Origin of the sequence: Halomonas getboli (assembly GCF_023094245.1) — a bacterium.
In the GTDB taxonomy this organism is placed as follows: Bacteria; Pseudomonadota; Gammaproteobacteria; order Pseudomonadales; family Halomonadaceae; genus Halomonas; species Halomonas getboli.
The window spans coordinates 467,277-484,608 of the sequence record NZ_JALMEW010000001.1 but is presented as its reverse complement, the minus strand read 5'-3'; the positions used below and the strand labels follow the sequence as shown (position 1 = coordinate 484,608).

Genomic DNA, 17,332 nt, shown 5'->3' with positions numbered 1-17,332 from the left:
CCCTTAAGACAATGTTGTGCCACGCTAGAGTCTGAGCATGGCATCAGTATCGGCGCCAGACGCATTCAACATTATTTGAGGAGCACCTGCCTTGATCAGGGTTCTCGTTGCCGACGACCACCACCTGGTAAGGACCAGTATCGCCCACCTGCTCGATGCCGAGCCGGACATTTCCATCGTGGGCGAAGCCGCGGATGGCGAGGAGGCCATTCGCCTGGCCCGTGAACTCAAGCCGGATATCGTGCTGATGGACATACGCATGCCCGGTATCGGCGGGCTGGAAGCCACCCGCAAGATCCACCGCTTCACCCAGGACATCCGCATCCTGGTGCTGACCGCCTTCCTCGAGGACACCTTCGCCCAGCGCCTGCTCGACGCCGGCGCCCACGGCTTCATCAGCAAGGGTTCGCAGCACGACGAGATGGTCACCGCGGTGCGCAGCGTCTTCGCCGGGCAGCGCTACGTCAGCCCCGAGATCGCCCAGCGCCTGGTACTGTCGCGCATCGACGCCAGCGACAACCCCTTCGATCAGCTCTCCCAGCGCGAGCTGCAGGTGGCGATGATGATCGTCAACTGCCAGAAGGTCGCCGATATCGCCGACCGCATGTTCCTGAGCCCCAAGACCGTCAACACCTATCGCTATCGCATCTTCGAGAAGCTCGACGTGCATTCTGACGTCGAGCTGACGCACCTGGGGCTGCGCCACGGACTGGTCGACGGTTTCAGCGAGGTGGAATAACCCCACCACCCTGTTCGGCGGCGAGTCTGATAGGATGAGTCTCCATCCACGCCAGACCGCCGCCCGATGAGTTTCGATTCGCGTCAGTTCCTCGCCACCGTCACCGAAGCCCCCGGCGTCTACCGCATGCTCGACGAGCGCGGCGAGACCCTCTATGTGGGCAAGGCACGCCGCCTGAAGGCCCGCCTGGCCAGCTACTTCCGCGGCGCGTTGAACACCAAGACCCAGGCGCTGGTGGCGCGCATCGCCGACATCCAGGTCACGGTGACCAACAGCGAAACCGAGGCACTGCTGCTCGAACAGACGCTGATCAAGGAACAGCGTCCGCCCTATAACATCCTGCTGCGGGACGACAAGTCCTACCCCTTCGTGTTCGTCACCGACCGCCATCCCTACCCGGCGCTGGAATACAAGCGGGCCCGCACCCGTCAGGACGACGGTCGCTATCTGGGTCCCTATCCGAGCAGCACCGCGGTCCGCGAGAGCCTGTCGCTGATGCAGAAGATCTTCCGCATCCGCAACTGCGAGGACAGCGTCTTCGCCCATCGCACCCGACCCTGCCTGCAGTATCAGATCAGTCGCTGCAGCGCACCCTGCGTGGGCTACATCTCGGAGGCAGACTATCGGCGCGATCTCGAGCACGCCATCCAGTGCCTGGAAGGCAAGAGCGAGGCCGTGACCCGGGAGCTGACCCGCGACATGGAGGCCGCCAGCCAGGCCCTCGAGTTCGAGGAAGCGGCCCGGCTGCGCGACCAGATCCAGCAGCTGCGCCAGCTGCAGCAGCGCCAGTTCGTCGACACCGGCAGCGGCGACGCGGACGTCTTCGCCCTGGCCTCGCGTCCCGGCGCACTGTGCATCTCGGTGCTCGCGATTCGCCAGGGGCGTCTGCTCGGCGCCCGCCATCATCAGCCGACCAACGGCCTGGACCTGGACCCCGAGGCACTGCTCGGCGAATTCGTCAGCCAGTTCTATCTCGGCCAGGCCCGGGAGATTCCCGCCGAGATCATCACCAGCCACCCGCTGCCAGACGCCGAGCTGCTGGCCCGGGCGCTGAGCGAACACGCCGGCAGGCGCATCCGCGTCACCGATCAGGTGCGCAGCCACCGCGCCCAGTGGCAGGAGCTGGCCCGCACCAACGCCGAACAGCAGCTGGCCGGCCAGCTGGCCAACCAGACCCAGCTCGCGAAGCGCTTCGAGGCGCTGCGCGAGGCGCTCGGCCTCGAGCAGCCCCCGGAACGCCTGGAATGCTTCGACATCAGCCACAGCCAGGGCGAGGCCACCGTGGCCTCCTGCGTGGTGTTCGATGCCGACGGCCCGCGCAAGTCCGACTATCGTCGCTTCAATATCGCGGGCATCGAGCCCGGCGACGACTACGCCGCCATGCGCCAGGCCCTGACCCGCCGCTTCAAGCGCCTCGCCGAGGGCGAAGGCGCGCGGCCGGACATCCTGGTGGTCGACGGCGGGAAGGGGCAACTCAACATGGCCCGCGAGGTGTTCGCCGAGCTCGGCGTGACCGGCGTGATGCTGCTCGGCGTGGCCAAGGGCAGCACCCGCAAGGCGGGGCTCGAGATCCTCTACCTGGAGACCGTCGACCGCACCCTGGATCTCGATGCCACCTCGCCGGCGCTGCACCTGCTGCAGCACATCCGCGACGAATCGCACCGCTTCGCCATCACCGGCCACCGCACCCGCCGCGACAAGGCCCGGCGCACCTCGACGCTGGAGGACATCCCCGGCGTCGGCCCGCGCCGGCGGCGCGAGCTGCTGCGCTTCTTCGGCGGCCTGCAGGGCGTGCAGAAGGCCAGCCGCGACGAGCTCGCCCGGGTGCCCGGCATCAGCGCCACCCTGGCCGACACCATTCACCGCGCCCTGCATGGATAAATACCGCTCGCCAGAACACGAGGCAACGCCACCGACACCATTCATCGCGCCCCGCATGGATGAGCATCGCCTCGCGGGATAGAATGGGCCCAACTCTCGAACCCTCAGGCAAGGACCGCAGCTTCGATGAACATTCCCAACCTCCTGACCCTGGCCAGAATCGTCTTCATCCCGCTGCTGGTCGTGCTGTTCTATCTGCCCTTCTCGTGGAGCCTGCTGGCCACCGGCGCCCTGTTCGGGCTGGCCTCGATCACCGACTGGCTGGACGGCTACCTGGCCCGGCGCTGGAACCAGTCGACGCCATTTGGCGCCTTCCTCGATCCGGTGGCCGACAAGCTGATGGTGGCCGTGGCCCTGGCGCTGCTGATCGAGCGCTACGATGCCAGCTGGCTGACGCTGCCGGCGCTGGTGATCATCGGCCGCGAGATCGTGATCTCGGCGCTGCGCGAGTGGATGGCCGAGATGGGCAAGCGCGGCAAGGTGGCGGTGTCCTGGATCGGCAAGATCAAGACCACGCTGCAGATGATCGCCCTGCTGATGCTGCTGGGCTTCGCCCCCGGCACGCCGATCGCCATGCTGGGCATCATCACGCTGTACGCCGCGGCCCTGCTGACCCTGTGGTCGATGATCCAGTACCTGCGTGCCGCCTGGCCGCATCTCAGCGATTCAATGTAACGGCAGTCGAGAAAAGCGTTTGACAGTCACCGACTTATCCGTATAATACGTCCTCGAGTCAGGCGGGAATAGCTCAGTGGTAGAGCATCGCCTTGCCAAGGCGAGGGTCGCGAGTTCGAATCTCGTTTCCCGCTCCACTCTCTTCGAAGACACGCTTCGGCGAAGAGAACTGACTCGACCGGATCAATGCGCAAGACGGGCCATCGTCTTCGCTCCATCCCCCACGGATGGCACGATCCTTGAGGCTGGATGGCAGAGTGGTTATGCAGCGGACTGCAACTCCGTGTACGCCGGTTCGATTCCGACTCCAGCCTCCATCATTCCTTTAGCTGTGCGCTCGAATCCCCGCCCGGATGGCGAAATTGGTAGACGCAAGGGACTTAAAATCCCTCGGTGGTAACACCGTGCCGGTTCGAGCCCGGCTCCGGGCACCATGATCTCCCGACCCGCCATGGGCTGACCTGTCAACGGTACTCCCCTCCCATGAAGCTGGTGCGCCTGCTCCGAGACCCCTACTTCACGAATCGGCATCGCCGCACGCTGCACGTGCTGCGCGTCGTGCTGGCCATGGTCATCACCTACGCCATCACCGAACCCTTCGAGATCCCCCACCGCGGCTGGGCACTGGTCAGCACCGTCATGGTGATGGGCAACCTGCCCCATATCGGCGGCGTGCTCGACAAGGGGCGCCAGCGCCTGCTCGGCACCCTGCTGGGCGCCCTCTGGGGGCTGCTGCTGATCGTCATTCCCCTGCCCTCGCCGAGCCTCGTTCCTCTGGGCGCACTGGCCGGCATCGCCGCGGTCACCTGGTACACGTTCAGCAAGCGCTTCGGCTACGGCGGCCTGATGTTCGCCATCAGCCTGCTGCTGGTCATCGGCGGCAGCACGCCAGAGCTGGACGTCGCCCTGTGGCGCAGCCTCAACGTGCTGCTGGGCACGCTGATCGGCATCGGCGTCACCGTGCTGGTCCTGCCTCACAAGGCCACCGACCTGCTGCGCTTCGCCCTGGCCGATCATCTGGACCACATGGCTCGTCTCTATCACGCCCACACCTCGGCCAGCGCCCCGCCCGATCTCGACACTCACGAGCTGCTCAAGGGCTGCAGCAAGCTGCTGGTCAAGCAGCGCGGCCTGGTGGACGCCATCCACCGCGAGAACCGGCTGACCCGCGTCGAGCTGGACGCGCTCATTTCCCTGCAGCGCCGCATGTTCTCGACCATCGAGCTGCTGCTGGAGACCCACTGGAACACCCGCGCCGGCCACGAGCGCATCGATGCCATGGACGGGCTGCGCGACCAGCAGCACACCCTGGCCCGCGGCATCGGCACCCTGGCCTTCCAGGTCCGCACCGGCCACCCCATCGACGTCGAGCTCGCGCCCTTCGATCTGCAGCGCCACGCCGATCTCGCCGGCGACGCCTACGGCGATGACGGCCGGAGATTGTTCAGCCCCAGCGGCTACCTGTGGCTCAACCGCGAGCTGGCCCGCCTGACCGGCGAGCTGATCGAGAGCCTGGGCAGCCTCGAGCGTCTGCCCAGCCGCCGCCTGCGCAAGGGCGCCACGCGTCACGGCCTGCTCGAGCCTCAGGATACCGGCAAAGCGCCACGCTGACGCCTCCGCCATGCAAGGAACCCTCCGATGCCCGACAGCCCCCAAGAGACCCTGATCATCGGCGGCGGTATCGCCGGCCTGGTACTGGCGCTGGAGATTGCCGACCAACGCCCGGTGACGCTGCTGCAGCCGTCCCGCGAGGCGCTGGGCGCCAGCCGCTGGGCCCAGGGCGGCATCGCCGCCGTGCTGTCGCCGGACGACGATGTCGAAGCCCACGTCGCCGACACCCTGGTGGCCGGCGACGGCCTGTGCGACGAGGCCGCCGTGCGCTTTACCGTGGAGCAGGGGCCGGCCGCCATCGCGTGGTTGCTGTCGCTGGGCGTGCCCTTCACGCCGGATCCCGACCCCGAGGCCCGCTATCCGTATCACCTGACCCGGGAAGGCGGGCACGGCGCGCGCCGCATCATCCACGCCGACGACGCCACCGGTCGCGCCGTGGTCGAGACCCTGCGCCAGCACGTCGAGGCCCACCCGGGTATCCGCCTGCGCACCGACCTGACCGCCATCGGCCTGATCGGTGATGCCGCCGGCCACTGCCGGGGCGCCCGCTGCCTCGACGAGCCAGGCAACCTGGTGGAACTGCCGGCAGCGGACACCGTGCTGGCCACCGGCGGCGCCAGCGGCCTGTTCCGCCACACCACCAGCCCCGATCCGGCCTGCGGCGAAGGCATGCTGATGGCGGCCGAGCTCGGCGCCGAGCTGATGAACCTGGAATTCCAGCAGTTCCACCCGACCTGCCTGTTCGATCCGGACGGTCCTCCCTTCCTGATCAGCGAAGCCGTACGCGGCGAAGGCGGCCATCTGCTCGACGCCGAGGGGCACCGCTTCATGCCCGAGGTCGACCCGCGCGCCGAACTCGCCCCCCGCGACGTTGTCGCCCGCGCCATCGACGCCGAGATGCAGCGCAGCGGTACCGACCACGTATGGCTCGACGTGCGCCACCTGGGGGAGGCGGTCATTCGCCACCACTTCCCCACCATCCACGCTCACTGCGCCGCGCGCGGCATCGACATCGCCCAGGAACCGATCCCGGTGGTGCCGGCCGCCCACTACAGCTGCGGCGGCGTGCACACGGATCTCGATGGCGCCACCACGGTGCCGCGCCTCTATGCGGTGGGGGAAGTCGCCGGCACCGGCCTGCACGGCGCCAACCGCATGGCCAGCAACTCGCTGCTGGAATGCCTGGCCTTCGCCCGCAGCTGCGCCCGGCGCCTGTGCCGGGCGGTACCTGACGAGAACGCCCCGCTGACGCCCTGGCGGCCCGGCCGGACGGCGATCCCGGAGGCGGAATGTGGCGAGATGCTGGCCCGCGTACGCACCATCATGAGCGAGAACGTCGCCATCGTGCGCCACGACGCCGGGCTCGCCACGGCCGAGCAGCGTCTCGCCGAACTCGCCGAGCGCCTGGCACCGCGCATCGCCGACGCCGCGCCCAGTGTCAGCCTTTATCGGCTATGGCACGCCTTGCGCCTGGCGCGCCTCACCGTGGCCAGCGCCCGGGCACGCCGCGAGTCCCGCGGCCTGCACTTCAACCCTGACTGTCCGCTGCACGGCGACCCCGCACCGCAGCCATCACGCATCCACCTGGGCGACCTGGCCCCGAGCGCCGACTGAGATCGCGCCCACGCCGATGTCGCACGCATCGAAGGAACGCGGGGCGAACATGCCGACTCGGCACCAAGAGACGCCGGCCGGACGCAGCAGAAGCCACAACGGCAGGAAAGGAAAACGCGGAAAGTCGAGGCAGGCGCCGCGAATGAAGGACGCCTGAATCAGGGAAGAGAACGCAGCGCCTTGCGCAGACGCCGCAGGGAGGCGGCATCGCCGCTATCGGGCCAGAGCCACAGGCGCCTGCCGGAGAGACGCAGGCCGATCAGCCAGGGCCCCAGGTGGTCGCAGCGCAGCGGCGCCTCTCGCCACGCCTCGTCCTTCTCGTCTCGCCAGGCGCCTAGCGGCGCCTCGTTCTCCCGAGGCTGAAGCCACAGCATCCCCCTGGGGCGACGCCGCGCCGCATCGATCAGCATCGCGAGCATCACGCTCGCCGCCAAGACGGTTGCCCACCAGGGCGCCTGCACACCCAGACATATCACCACGCCCAGGGCCGACAGCCCCTGGGCACACAGCGACAGCCTAGAGGGTACGATAGTGATCGTTATCGGTGGTCTCGGCATGTTCGACGATCATCTTGACGATGCGACGACGCTCGGGCTCCTCGGGCCACTCGCGGCGCATCAGCCAGGCGAAGAGATCCTGGTCTTCCTCGTCGATCAGGGTCCTGTAAGCGGCCTGGTCACGCTCGTCGAGGTCATCATAGCGCTGCTCCAGGAAGGGAATCAGCAGCAGGTCGAGTTCCCACATGCCACGCCGGGAATGCCAGTAGAGGCGCTTGCGAAGGGCGGCTGCCGCGGACGAATCGTCGTTCAAGATCGGCCTCGTTGATCCGATGAATGTCACGACAGTATACCCGAGCCACCCCGCCCCCGGCAGCCTGCGCGATGGTCGACGCCGCGCCGACACTCCCGGCGTCGCGCGCTGGCCCCGCAGCGCCACGATCTGCCTCCGTGAGGGCTAGTGCGTTGTTTTATCGAAAGTTGCGCAGTATGCTTTGAGGAGCGATCGCCCTGAGCCCAACGGCCAGGCCAGGACAGCACGGAGAGAGCCGATGACCAAGTCCGAATTGATCGAACAGATTGCCATGCGACAGCCCGAGCTGTCCGTCAAGGACGTCGAGGCCGCGGTGCGGCTGATCCTGGATGACATCACCGACACCCTGGCGGAAGGCGGTCGCGTCGAGATCCGCGGCTTCGGCAGCTTTTCGCTGCACTACCGCGAACCGCGCACCGGACGCAATCCCAAGACCGGCGAGCCGGTCGACCTCGATGGCAAGTTCGTGCCGCACTTCAAGCCCGGCAAGGAGCTTCGCGAGCAGGTGGACGCCAGTCGCGCCCTCGGTTACTAAAGGGGCGCTCCCGACGGCCCTTCTCTATCCACACGACACGGGAATTCATACATGCGTTGGCTCAAAGGCCTGATCCTGGCCGTCCTCCTGCTGATAGTACTGCTGGTCGGCATTCTGTTTGCCGTCAACAATCAACAGGCGCTGCCCCTCAACCTAATCTGGATCGAGCTGCCGGCGGCGTCGCTCTCCGTGTGGCTGCTGGCGAGCCTGGTCGTCGGCGTACTGCTGGGCATGCTCGCCATGGGCGGCGTCTATCTGCGCCTGCGGACGCTGCTGACCCGCGCCCAGCGCCATAACCAGCAGCAGCGCAAGGAGCTGGACAAGCTGCGCGTCCAGGAGATGAAGGAACTGTCCTGAGCATGACCGATGTTCTGCTGCTGGCCCTGCTATTGGCAGCGGTCGCCATCGGTTGGTGGCTCGGCCGCCGCGAACGTCGGTCCACCACCCCCGCCTCGCAGTCTCCCACGCTGGTCCGCGATTACTTCGTGGGCCTCAACTATCTGCTCAACGACCAGCAGGACCGCGCCATCGAGACCTTCATCGGCGCCCTGGAGGTCAACAGCGATACCATCGAGACCCATATCGCCCTGGGCAACCTGTTCCGCACCCGCGGCGAGGCCGACCGGGCGGTCAAGGTTCACCAGAACCTGCTGGCCCGCCCCACCCTGAGCGGCGAACAGGGCGATCGGGTGCAGCTGGAGCTGTCGCGCGACTTCCTGCAGCTCGGCCTGCTCGACCGCGCCGAGCGGCTACTCTACTCACTGATCAAGGACAGTCAGAACGGCGAGCATCGCCATGCCGCGCGCCAGCTGCTGGTCGACCTGCTGGAGCGGGAAGGCGAGTATCAGCAGGCGCTGGACGTGGCCCAGCCGGCCCTGGTCAAGGAGAGCGATGACGTGCGGCGCGCGGCGGCCCACTGGCTGTGCGAGATTGCCGAGCAGGAGCGCCAGGCGGCGAGCCCGGTGCTGGCCCGTCGTCACCTCAAACAGGCGCTGTCCACCGATCGACAGTGCGTGCGCGCCAACCTGGCGCTGGCCGACATGGCCCTGGAGACCGGCCAGTACCGGCAGGCGATCCGCCTGCTGCAGCGCATTCCCGATCAGGACAAGCACTTCATTCCCACCCTGCTCGAGCCGCTCGGCCGCGCCTATCGGCTGCTCGACGACGAGGAGGGGCTGATCCGCCACCTCGAGTCGCTGCTGGAGATCGCGCCCTATACCAGCGTGATCATCATGCTGGCGGAGACCCTGCGCCGCCATCACGGCGACACGGACGCCGCCCTGGCGCTGCTGACCCGGGAGCTCGAGCGCTCGCCGAGCCTCGGCGGGGTCGACTACCTGATGCGGCTCTACCACCAGCAGGGAAGCAGCACGGGGAATCCGCGCATCGAGCTGCTGCAGCGCCACACCCACACCCTGCTCAAGGCCCGCCCCCGACATCGCTGCCAGCGCTGCGGCTTCAGCGGCGAACCGCTGCTGTGGCAGTGCCCCCGCTGCCGCAGCTGGGGCACCACCAAGCCGATCACCGGCATCGAGGGCGAATAGACCGGCCTCAGCCGGCGGCCAGTTCCGCCTCGATGGCGGTCAGCGCCGCCATGGGGTCCTCGGCCTGAGTCACCGGCCGCCCCACCACCAGATGGGTACTGCCCGCCGCCATGGCAGCCGACGGCGTCATCACGCGACGCTGATCGCCCGCCTCGGCCGTGGCCGGACGAATCCCCGGCGTCACTTTGAGGAAGTCATCGCCGCACAGAGCACGCAGCCGCTCGGCCTCCTGGGCCGAGCACACCACACCGTCCATGCCGCTGTCGCGGGCCAGCGCCGCCAGCCGCTCGACCTGCTCGGCGGGCGTGGCGGTGACGCCCACCTCGGCCAGATCCTCCGCCGCCATGCTCGTCAGCACCGTGACCGCGATCAGATGGGTCGACAAGCCGTTCTGGACCAGGCGCTGCTTGGCCGCCTCCATCATCCGGCGGCCACCGCCAGCATGGACGTTGACCATCCACACGCCCTGCTCGGCTGCGGCCTGCACGGCGCCGGCCACGGTGTTGGGAATGTCATGGAACTTGAGGTCCAGGAACACCTCGAAGCCGCGCCCGTGCAGCGCCTCGAGCACGTCGGGGCCGCTGCGGGTGAACAGCTCCTTGCCCACCTTGACCCGGCAGCGGGCAGGATCGAGCCGATCGGCCATGCACAGGGCAGCATCCAGGGAGGCGTAGTCGAGAGCGATGATCAGGGGAGACGCGGTGGGCACGGGCAGGGCTCCTGGCAGCTGAATGAACCCGCGCAGTATATCAGCCATGCCCCCGGACGCATGGGGAGATCTCTCCCCGCCGGCATCACCGATGACCGATAACAGCGGGCGACATTCGCTCACATCCGACGCCCCGGGGCGACACTAGCTTGAAACAGGTGGCGTCAGCGAACGCCGATCCGTCGTCATTACCGGAGAGCCCGTCATGATGAAAAGCCAAGCGAAAGCCCTTCTCACCGCCCTCGGCCTGGCGCTGGTGCTCGGCCTGGCCACCCCGGCCATGGCTCAGGAAGCCACGCCGATCAACGTCAACACCGCCGACGCCACCCTGCTGGCCGAGCTGCCGGGCATCGGCGAGACGAAGGCCGCCGCCATCGTCGAGGACCGCGAGGCCAACGGCCCGTTCGAATCCGCCGACGACCTCGCCCGGGTCAACGGCATCGGCGAGATGACCGTGGAGGGACTCGCCGATCAGGTCACCTTCTGAGGAAGCGCCAGACGGCGGCGCTCAGGCTAGATCCTGAGCCCGCCGTCGCATTCCACCACCCGCCCCGTGAAGTAGTCGTTGCTGAAGATGAAGGCTACGCTCTCGGCGATATCGTCGGGCTGCCCCATGTGGCGCAGCGGAATGCCGGCCGTGATGCGCTCGCGGATGTCCTCGCGCAGGGCCGCGGTCATCTCGGTCTCGATGAAACCGGGCGCCACCGCACCCACCCGGATACCGTGCCGCGCCAGCTCCTGGGCCCAGGTCACGGTCAGCGAGGCCACCCCGGCCTTGGCCGCCGCATAGTTGCTCTGGCCAACGTTGCCGCCGCGTACGACGCTGGAAATATTGACGATCACGCCCCGGCGGCCGGCTTCGATCATGCGGGTCGCCGCCTCGCGCCCGCACAGGAAGACGCCGGTCAGATTGACGTCGATCACCTGCTGCCAGTCGGCCAGCGACAGGCGATCCGACACCTCGCCCTCCTTCGCCTTGACCAGCAACCCATCGCGCACGATGCCAGCGTTGTTGACCAGGCCGTCGACGGGGCCCAGCGCCTCCTCGACGGCGGCAAAGGCCGCGGCCACCGAGGCCTCGTCGGCCACGTCGACGACGAAGCCTCGTGCCACGATGCCGGCCTCGGCCAGCCGGCTCACGGCACCATCCAGGCTGTCGCCGTCGTGATCGAGCAGTGCCAGGGTCGCGCCCTCGCGCCCCAGACGCTCGGCCATCGCCAGGCCCAGGCCCCGGGCGCCGCCGGTAATGGCGATGATACGCTCCTTCAATGTCATGTCGGATCTCCCGCTGCTGTCACGTCTCGGCCTGCCCCGCAAACCGACGAGGCCGCCACCTGTCATGGTTAGCTTATCTCGAATGTTGCGATGCAGCACCCGGCCTTTGGTCGAGGCTTGATTTCCCGCCCCGACGCCCTCATCTAACCGGCATTCGTCAACGCGGAGCCACCATGCCTTTTCTCGCTTTCTTTACCGTCTTCGCCCTGCTCGACTTCGTCCTGCTGTTCACGGTCGGCAGCCATATCGGGCTGCTGACCACCCTGGCCCTGGTGCTGGGCACCGGCTTCCTGGGCCTGCACCTGATCCGCCGCGAAGGCGTCGCCACCTTCGCCCGCGCCCAGGAGCGCATGGCCCGGGGCGAGCTGCCGTCCGGCGAGCTGCTCACCGGTGCCGCCCTGATCTTCGGCGGCGCCCTGCTGATGGCGCCGGGCTTCCTGTCCGACGCTCTCGGCTTCATGTGCCTGATTCCCGATGCCCGGCGCCTGCTCGGCAAGCTGCTGGGCCGCCTGGGCATGCGCTTCCAGGGCGTGCACGTGCAGGCCGGCGCCTACCAGGCCCGCCCGGGGCACGACGCCGACTGGCAGCAGGCCGGCGAAGCGCACGGATCACGCCAGCGCCCGTCCTCGCAGGACGACGCCGGAGAACCGCTGGAGGGCGACTTCATCGCCCACGACGAGCGGCGCGGCTGAACGGCAAAAAATTTTCGGGCGGGGGCTTGAAAGCCCACTGGACAGCCCCACCTATCCGACAGCACCGAGTTTCGATTCCGGCTCGCCGGAATCATCCCCACGGAAGGCATGCGCCTTCACTCCGCAGTCCGATCTGCGGGTTGATGATGAAAACGCCGGGGCAGCGACGCCCTGGCACAGCAAACCATCAGGAGAACGTGAGCAATGAACATCCGTCCCTTGCACGATCGCGTCGTCATCCGTCGCGTCGAAGAAGAACAGAAAACCGCTGGCGGCATCGTGCTCCCGGGCAGCGCCCAGGAAAAGCCGACTCGTGGCGAAGTGGTCGCCGTCGGTAACGGCCGGATTCTGGACAGCGGCGACGTTCGCCCGCTCGACGTCAAGGTCGGCGACACCGTGATCTTCAAGGATGGCTTCGGCGTCGAAAAGCAGAAGATCGACGGTGAAGAAGTGCTGATCATGAGCGAGTCCGACATCCTGGCCGTCGTCGAAGGCTGAGCCTAGACCGCCACCCGCTCGAACCCGACGTTCACGAACTCACAGGAAATCTACGAAAATGGCAGCGAAACAAGTCAAGTTCTCCAGCGATGCCCGCACCCGCATGGCCAAGGGTGTCGACACCCTGGCCAACGCCGTCAAGGCCACCCTGGGCCCGAAAGGCCGCAACGTGGTGCTGGAAAAATCCTTCGGCGCGCCGACCGTGACCAAGGACGGCGTGTCCGTGGCCAAGGAAATCGAGCTCAAGGACAAGTTCGAGAACATGGGCGCGCAGATGGTCAAGGAAGTCGCTTCCAAGACCTCCGACGTCGCCGGTGACGGCACCACCACCGCCACCGTGCTGGCCCAGGCCATCGTCAACGAAGGCCTGAAGGGCGTCATCGCGGGCATGAACCCGATGGACCTGAAGCGCGGCATCGACCAGGCCATCCACGCCGCGGTCAAGGAAGTCGGCGAGCTGGCCGTGCCGTGCACCGACTCCAACGCCATCGCCCAGGTCGGCACCATCTCCGCCAACGGCGACACCAACATCGGCCGCATCATCGCCGAGGCGATGGAAAAGGTCGGTAAAGAAGGCGTCATCACCGTCGACGAAGGCCGTGGCTTCGAAGACGAGCTGGACGTCGTGGAAGGCATGCAGTTCGATCGCGGCTACCTGTCACCGTATTTCGTGACCAACCAGGACACCATGGCCGTGGAACTGGAAGATCCGTTCATCCTGTTGGTGGACAAGAAGATCTCCAACATCCGCGAGCTGCTGCCGACCCTCGAGGCCGTCGCCAAGGCCGGCAAGCCGCTGGTGATCATCGCCGAGGACATCGAGGGCGAAGCCCTGGCCACGCTGGTGGTCAACACCATGCGCGGCATCGTCAAGGTCGCGGCCGCCAAGGCCCCGGGCTTCGGCGACCGTCGCAAGGCCATGCTGCAGGACATCGCCATCCTGACCGGCGGCACCGTGATCTCCGAGGAAGTCGGTCTGGATCTCGAGCAGGCCACCCTGGACCACCTGGGCACCGCCAAGCGCGTGACCATGTCCAAGGAGAACACCACCATCATCGACGGCGCCGGCCAGGACGCCGACATCGAGGCCCGCGTCAACCAGATCCGCGCCCAGATCGAGGAGACCTCCTCCGACTACGATCGCGAGAAGCTCCAGGAGCGCGTCGCCAAGCTGGCCGGCGGTGTCGCCGTGATCCGCGTCGGTGCCGCCACCGAAGTGGAGATGAAGGAGAAGAAGGCCCGCGTCGAGGACGCCCTGCACTCCACTCGCGCCGCCGTCGAGGAAGGCGTGGTGCCGGGGGGCGGTACCGCCCTGATCCGCGTGCTGACCAAGATCGCCGGCCTCAAGGGCGAGAACGAAGACCAGACCCACGGCATCGCCATCGCCGTGCGCGCCATGGAAGCCCCGCTGCGCCAGATCGTCACCAATGCCGGCCAGGAGGCGTCCGTCATCCTGAACCGCGTCAAGGACGGTGAAGGCAACTTCGGCTACAACGCCCAGACCGGCGAGTTCGGCGACCTGTTCGACATGGGCGTGCTGGACCCGGCCAAGGTCACCCGCAGCGCCCTGCAGTCTGCAGGCTCCGTTGCCGGCCTGATGATCACCACCGAGTGCATGATCGCCGACGACCCGGACGAGCAGGATGCTGCCGGTGGCGGCGACATGGGTGGCATGGGCGGTATGGGAGGCATGGGCGGCATGATGTAAGCCGTTCCATTCTTCCAGGCCACGCCTGAGACAGACCCCCGCCGGGCAACCGGCGGGGGTCTTTTCGTTAAGGGCGAGGGGCGAGGGGCGAGGGGCGAGGGGCGAGGGGCGAGGGGCGAGGCGAAAAGGATAAGGCGTGAGGCGTGAGGCGTGAGGCGTGAGGCGTGAGGCGTGAGGCGTGAGGCGTGAGGCGTGAGGCGTGACAGGGTAAGATGGCCGCCATTGTCATTCCCACCGTCGCATCACCGAGACCCCATGCTCTCCAATATCCGCATCGTCCTCGTTCAAACCTATCACCCCGGCAATATCGGCGCCTCGGCGCGTGCCATGAAGACCATGGGGCTCACCGACCTGGTGCTGGTCAATCCGCGCCGCTTTCCCGATCCCGAGGCCAGCCGGCTGGCCGCCGGCGCCGAGGACGTGATCGAGGCGGCCCGGGTGGTCGATTCTCTGGAGGCAGCGGTGAGCGACTGCGTCCAGGTGATCGGCGCCAGCGCCCGGCTGCGCAGCATGCCCCTGCCCCACTTCGACGAGCCCACCGAGATGGCCGAATCGCTGGTGGACCACGCCGCCGGCGACCCCGTCGCCCTGGTGTTCGGCCGCGAACGCTTCGGGCTGACCAATGACGAGATCCGCTGCTGCAGCCATCAGGTCAGCATTCCCGCCAACCCGGACTATGGCATCCTCAACCTCTCCCAGGCCGTCCAGGTGCTGGCCTACGAGACCTTCCGCGCCTGGCGCCAGCGCCCTGACAGCGGCTTCCAGGCCGCACGGCCGACCCCGGATCGCCAGCCGACCCGCGAACAGCTGGGCCACTTCCACGAGCACCTGTCGCGCCTGATGCAGACCAGCGGCTTCATCACCCAGCCCCACGCCCGCACCGAAGAGCAGCTGCAGGCGCTGTTCGCCCGCGCCCAGCCCTCGCGCAAGGAACTCTCGCTGCTGCGCGGGCTGCTGAGCTCACTGGAACGTCATCAGGGCGAATAGGCCGCCACGCAAACGTCATCGGCCCTTCACGGCATCGTCATGCGTCTGGCCGAGACTACAACTGCCCAAGACGGGAACCGGCAACGGACACTGCCACTCGCTTCGCCAGGGACGCCAGGGGCAGGACGCCCCGCCAGGGACGCCGATCTCGGCATCGGGACGATGCCCAGGGAGGATGCAGATATCGCCACGACGCTCGCGTCGTGGCGTTTTTCTTTTCCGCCCCGGCACAAGGTGGCAGAGTGGAAGTCGCCACCGGCCAGGAGAGTCGCCATGAGCACCGAGCCTGAGACCCGACCGTCCGCCGCCACCCCGGGGAAGCGCCAGCATCTGCTCCACGACGAACTCCCCGAGGAGCATGAAGATTCGCTGATCGGTATCCTGCACCGAGTCATCCGCGTCGGCGTCAAGGTGCTGGCCGTGCTGATGGTGTTCGTGATCCTGTGGGGCATCTTCGACGTCGTCTACGTGCTCTACCAGCAGCTCGCCTCACCGCCCTTCCTGCTGCTGGAGGTCGGCGACATCTTTCGCCTGTTCGGCGCCTTCATGGTGGTGCTGATCGCCATCGAAATCTTCATCAACATTCGCCTCTACCTGGGAACCAGCGTGCTTCCCATCCAGCTGGTCGTGGCCACGGCGCTGATGGCCATTGCCCGGAAAGTCATCGTGCTGGACATCTCGACCGTCTCGGCCGAGTACGTCTTCGCCATCGCCGCCGTGGTGCTGGCTCTCGGCGTCACCCACTGGCTAGTGGCACGCAAGCACTAGGACGAGGCACTGCCCTCGCCCTTTCGCGACGCGTCTGCCGACCGCGCGCACTGGCAGAACCACCGGCCAGCCCGGTAACCTCATGCGACAGCCATCGACCTGGCCGCCAGCGACCAGGGCTCCACTCCACGCGCATCGAGAGAGGCCCCATGCCCCGCTTCGCCGATCACCTCTATACGCCCGGCCCCGACAACCCCTTTCCCGGCCTCGCGGCGCTGCAGCGGCGCCTGGGTCATGAGATTCCTCACCGTCTGGGCTCCAACGAGGGGCTCGACATGCCCCACGCCGCGCTGCGCGCGCATTTCGGCGATACCATGGTCGAGCACGTCACCTGCTACGGCGACGCCGAGGCGCTGGCCCTGCGCGAGCGCCTGGCGCGTCGCCACGGCTTCGACGTCGACACCCTGCTGGTCGACGCCGGCTGCGATAGCCTGCTGGCCCTGGCCCTGCGCACGGTGGCTCCGACCGGCACCACCGTCATCGCCGCCGCCGGCACCTACCCGACCTTCGGCTACTTCGCCCGGGGCCAGGGCTGCCACCTGGTGGAGGTCGACTATCGGGAGGATGACGAATGCCTGGCCCCGGACCTCGACGCCCTGGCCGCCGCCGCGCATCGGGAAAACGCCCGGCTGGTGTATCTGGCCAACCCGGACAATCCCACCGGCCATCGACACGCCGCCGACGACGTCGACCGGCTGCGCGAGGCGCTGCCCGAGGACTGCTGGCTGCTGCTGGACGAGGCCTATCACGACTTCCGCGACGACGCCGACGAACCGGGCTTCAGCCGCGCCCTGCCCGGCGTGATCCGCTGCCGCACGCTGTCGAAGGCCATGGGATTGGCCGGGCTGCGCGTCGGCTATGCGATCGTCGAGCCCGAGACGCGAGCCATGATGCAGAAGGTACGCATCCACTACGCCGTCTCCTCACTCAGCCTGGCGGCCGCGGAGGTGGTACTGGATCGGCCCGAGGACATCGACCGCCACCTGCGCGACGTCATCGAGCGGCGGGAGCGGCTGACGGCGCACTTCCGCGCCCTGGGCGCCGACGTGCTGCCGAGCGCCACCAATTTCATCGCCCTTCGCCTGCCCAGCGCCGAGATGGCCGCGCGCGTGCACGCCGCGCTGCTGGACGAGGGCAAGCTGACCGCCCGCGCCGCTCACCCAGCGCTCGGCCATCTGCTGCGGATCACCGCCGTGGAGGACGCCCTGGTGCCGGGCCGGCTGGCGACGCTGGAAGCAGCGCTCGAGGAAGCACAGGCGGACGAATGACGACGCGGCCGCGGTGCA

Annotated in this window: 19 protein-coding genes and 3 tRNA genes; 18 read left to right on the top strand and 4 right to left on the bottom strand. The window is 67.7% G+C overall.

Annotation, left to right across the window (positions count from 1 at the left end; all coding sequences use genetic code 11):
* The first annotated feature begins 91 nt into the window (after window positions 1-91).
* The 8 genes from uvrY (at window position 92) to nadB (ending at window position 6,520) form a co-directional block, all read left to right on the top strand.
* Window positions 92-739: a UvrY/SirA/GacA family response regulator transcription factor gene (gene uvrY, locus MYL53_RS02405; RefSeq protein ID WP_247851785.1), complete on the top strand. Its 648-nt coding sequence runs from the start codon at window positions 92-94 to the stop codon at window positions 737-739.
* 66 nt (window positions 740-805) lie between these two features.
* The gene (uvrC, locus tag MYL53_RS02400) at window positions 806-2,620 is read left to right on the top strand and encodes an excinuclease ABC subunit UvrC (protein ID WP_247851784.1); all 1,815 of its coding nucleotides are present in this window, start codon (window positions 806-808) and stop codon (window positions 2,618-2,620) included.
* 126 nt (window positions 2,621-2,746) lie between these two features.
* Window positions 2,747-3,295 (top strand): CDP-diacylglycerol--glycerol-3-phosphate 3-phosphatidyltransferase, encoded by a 549-nt coding sequence (pgsA, locus tag MYL53_RS02395; protein ID WP_247851783.1) that lies wholly within the window; start codon window positions 2,747-2,749, stop codon window positions 3,293-3,295.
* A gap of 62 nt (window positions 3,296-3,357) precedes the next feature.
* Window positions 3,358-3,432 (top strand) — tRNA-Gly (locus MYL53_RS02390).
* A gap of 106 nt (window positions 3,433-3,538) precedes the next feature.
* Window positions 3,539-3,612: transfer RNA gene (locus tag MYL53_RS02385), tRNA-Cys, on the top strand.
* A 30-nt stretch (window positions 3,613-3,642) separates the two neighbouring features.
* A tRNA-Leu gene (locus MYL53_RS02380) sits at window positions 3,643-3,729 on the top strand.
* Window positions 3,730-3,778: 49 nt separating this feature from the next.
* On the top strand, window positions 3,779-4,906 hold the full coding sequence (locus MYL53_RS02375) for an FUSC family protein (protein ID WP_247851782.1): 1,128 nt from the start codon (window positions 3,779-3,781) through the stop codon (window positions 4,904-4,906).
* Window positions 4,907-4,933: 27 nt separating this feature from the next.
* Window positions 4,934-6,520 carry an L-aspartate oxidase gene (gene nadB, locus MYL53_RS02370; RefSeq protein WP_247851781.1) on the top strand — a complete coding sequence of 529 codons (1,587 nt, stop codon included), beginning with the start codon at window positions 4,934-4,936 and terminating at the stop codon, window positions 6,518-6,520.
* 158 nt (window positions 6,521-6,678) lie between these two features.
* Here nadB and MYL53_RS02365 read toward each other — a convergent pair whose 3' ends face one another.
* Both MYL53_RS02365 and MYL53_RS02360 read right to left on the bottom strand, forming a co-directional pair.
* Entirely contained in the window at window positions 6,679-6,939 is a 261-nt protein-coding gene (locus tag MYL53_RS02365; RefSeq protein ID WP_247851780.1) for a hypothetical protein, read from the bottom strand.
* 97 nt (window positions 6,940-7,036) lie between these two features.
* Window positions 7,037-7,330, bottom strand: coding sequence for an FAD assembly factor SdhE (locus MYL53_RS02360; protein WP_247851778.1), 294 nt, complete (start codon window positions 7,328-7,330; stop codon window positions 7,037-7,039).
* A gap of 181 nt (window positions 7,331-7,511) precedes the next feature.
* Here MYL53_RS02360 and MYL53_RS02355 point away from each other — a divergent pair, with 181 nt between their 5' ends.
* Genes MYL53_RS02355 through lapB form a run of 3 tightly spaced genes read left to right on the top strand, consistent with a single transcriptional unit; the run spans window position 7,512 to window position 9,409 of the window.
* Complete coding sequence (locus MYL53_RS02355) at window positions 7,512-7,865, top strand: integration host factor subunit beta (protein ID WP_282103357.1); 354 nt, start codon at window positions 7,512-7,514, stop codon at window positions 7,863-7,865.
* A 51-nt stretch (window positions 7,866-7,916) separates the two neighbouring features.
* Window positions 7,917-8,222 (top strand): lipopolysaccharide assembly protein LapA domain-containing protein, encoded by a 306-nt coding sequence (locus tag MYL53_RS02350; protein WP_247851776.1) that lies wholly within the window; start codon window positions 7,917-7,919, stop codon window positions 8,220-8,222.
* Window positions 8,223-8,224: 2 nt separating this feature from the next.
* The gene (gene lapB / locus MYL53_RS02345) at window positions 8,225-9,409 is read left to right on the top strand and encodes a lipopolysaccharide assembly protein LapB (protein ID WP_247851775.1); all 1,185 of its coding nucleotides are present in this window, start codon (window positions 8,225-8,227) and stop codon (window positions 9,407-9,409) included.
* Between the two features lie 7 nt (window positions 9,410-9,416).
* On the opposite strand, the gene pyrF is transcribed toward lapB, so the two are convergent.
* Window positions 9,417-10,118 carry an orotidine-5'-phosphate decarboxylase gene (pyrF, locus tag MYL53_RS02340; protein ID WP_247851774.1) on the bottom strand — a complete coding sequence of 234 codons (702 nt, stop codon included), beginning with the start codon at window positions 10,116-10,118 and terminating at the stop codon, window positions 9,417-9,419.
* A gap of 208 nt (window positions 10,119-10,326) precedes the next feature.
* On the opposite strand from pyrF, the gene MYL53_RS02335 reads away from it, so the two are divergent.
* Entirely contained in the window at window positions 10,327-10,605 is a 279-nt protein-coding gene (locus tag MYL53_RS02335; protein ID WP_247852366.1) for a ComEA family DNA-binding protein, read from the top strand.
* 26 nt (window positions 10,606-10,631) lie between these two features.
* Here MYL53_RS02335 and MYL53_RS02330 read toward each other — a convergent pair whose 3' ends face one another.
* Window positions 10,632-11,393, bottom strand: coding sequence for an SDR family oxidoreductase (locus MYL53_RS02330; RefSeq protein WP_247851772.1), 762 nt, complete (start codon window positions 11,391-11,393; stop codon window positions 10,632-10,634).
* A gap of 173 nt (window positions 11,394-11,566) precedes the next feature.
* Between MYL53_RS02330 and MYL53_RS02325 the strand changes: the two genes are divergently transcribed.
* The 6 genes from MYL53_RS02325 (at window position 11,567) to MYL53_RS02300 (ending at window position 17,314) form a co-directional block, all read left to right on the top strand.
* Window positions 11,567-12,085, top strand: a complete 519-nt coding sequence (locus tag MYL53_RS02325; protein WP_247851771.1) for an FxsA family protein — start codon at window positions 11,567-11,569, stop codon at window positions 12,083-12,085.
* Between the two features lie 204 nt (window positions 12,086-12,289).
* Window positions 12,290-12,583, top strand: coding sequence for a co-chaperone GroES (locus MYL53_RS02320; RefSeq protein WP_247851770.1), 294 nt, complete (start codon window positions 12,290-12,292; stop codon window positions 12,581-12,583).
* Between the two features lie 58 nt (window positions 12,584-12,641).
* On the top strand, window positions 12,642-14,291 hold the full coding sequence (groL, locus tag MYL53_RS02315; protein WP_247851769.1) for a chaperonin GroEL: 1,650 nt from the start codon (window positions 12,642-12,644) through the stop codon (window positions 14,289-14,291).
* Between the two features lie 255 nt (window positions 14,292-14,546).
* Window positions 14,547-15,278: an RNA methyltransferase gene (locus MYL53_RS02310; protein WP_247851768.1), complete on the top strand. Its 732-nt coding sequence runs from the start codon at window positions 14,547-14,549 to the stop codon at window positions 15,276-15,278.
* A gap of 273 nt (window positions 15,279-15,551) precedes the next feature.
* Window positions 15,552-16,046, top strand: coding sequence for a phosphate-starvation-inducible PsiE family protein (locus MYL53_RS02305; RefSeq protein ID WP_247851767.1), 495 nt, complete (start codon window positions 15,552-15,554; stop codon window positions 16,044-16,046).
* A gap of 149 nt (window positions 16,047-16,195) precedes the next feature.
* On the top strand, window positions 16,196-17,314 hold the full coding sequence (locus MYL53_RS02300) for a pyridoxal phosphate-dependent aminotransferase (RefSeq protein ID WP_247851766.1): 1,119 nt from the start codon (window positions 16,196-16,198) through the stop codon (window positions 17,312-17,314).
* The last annotated feature ends 18 nt before the right edge of the window (window positions 17,315-17,332 follow it).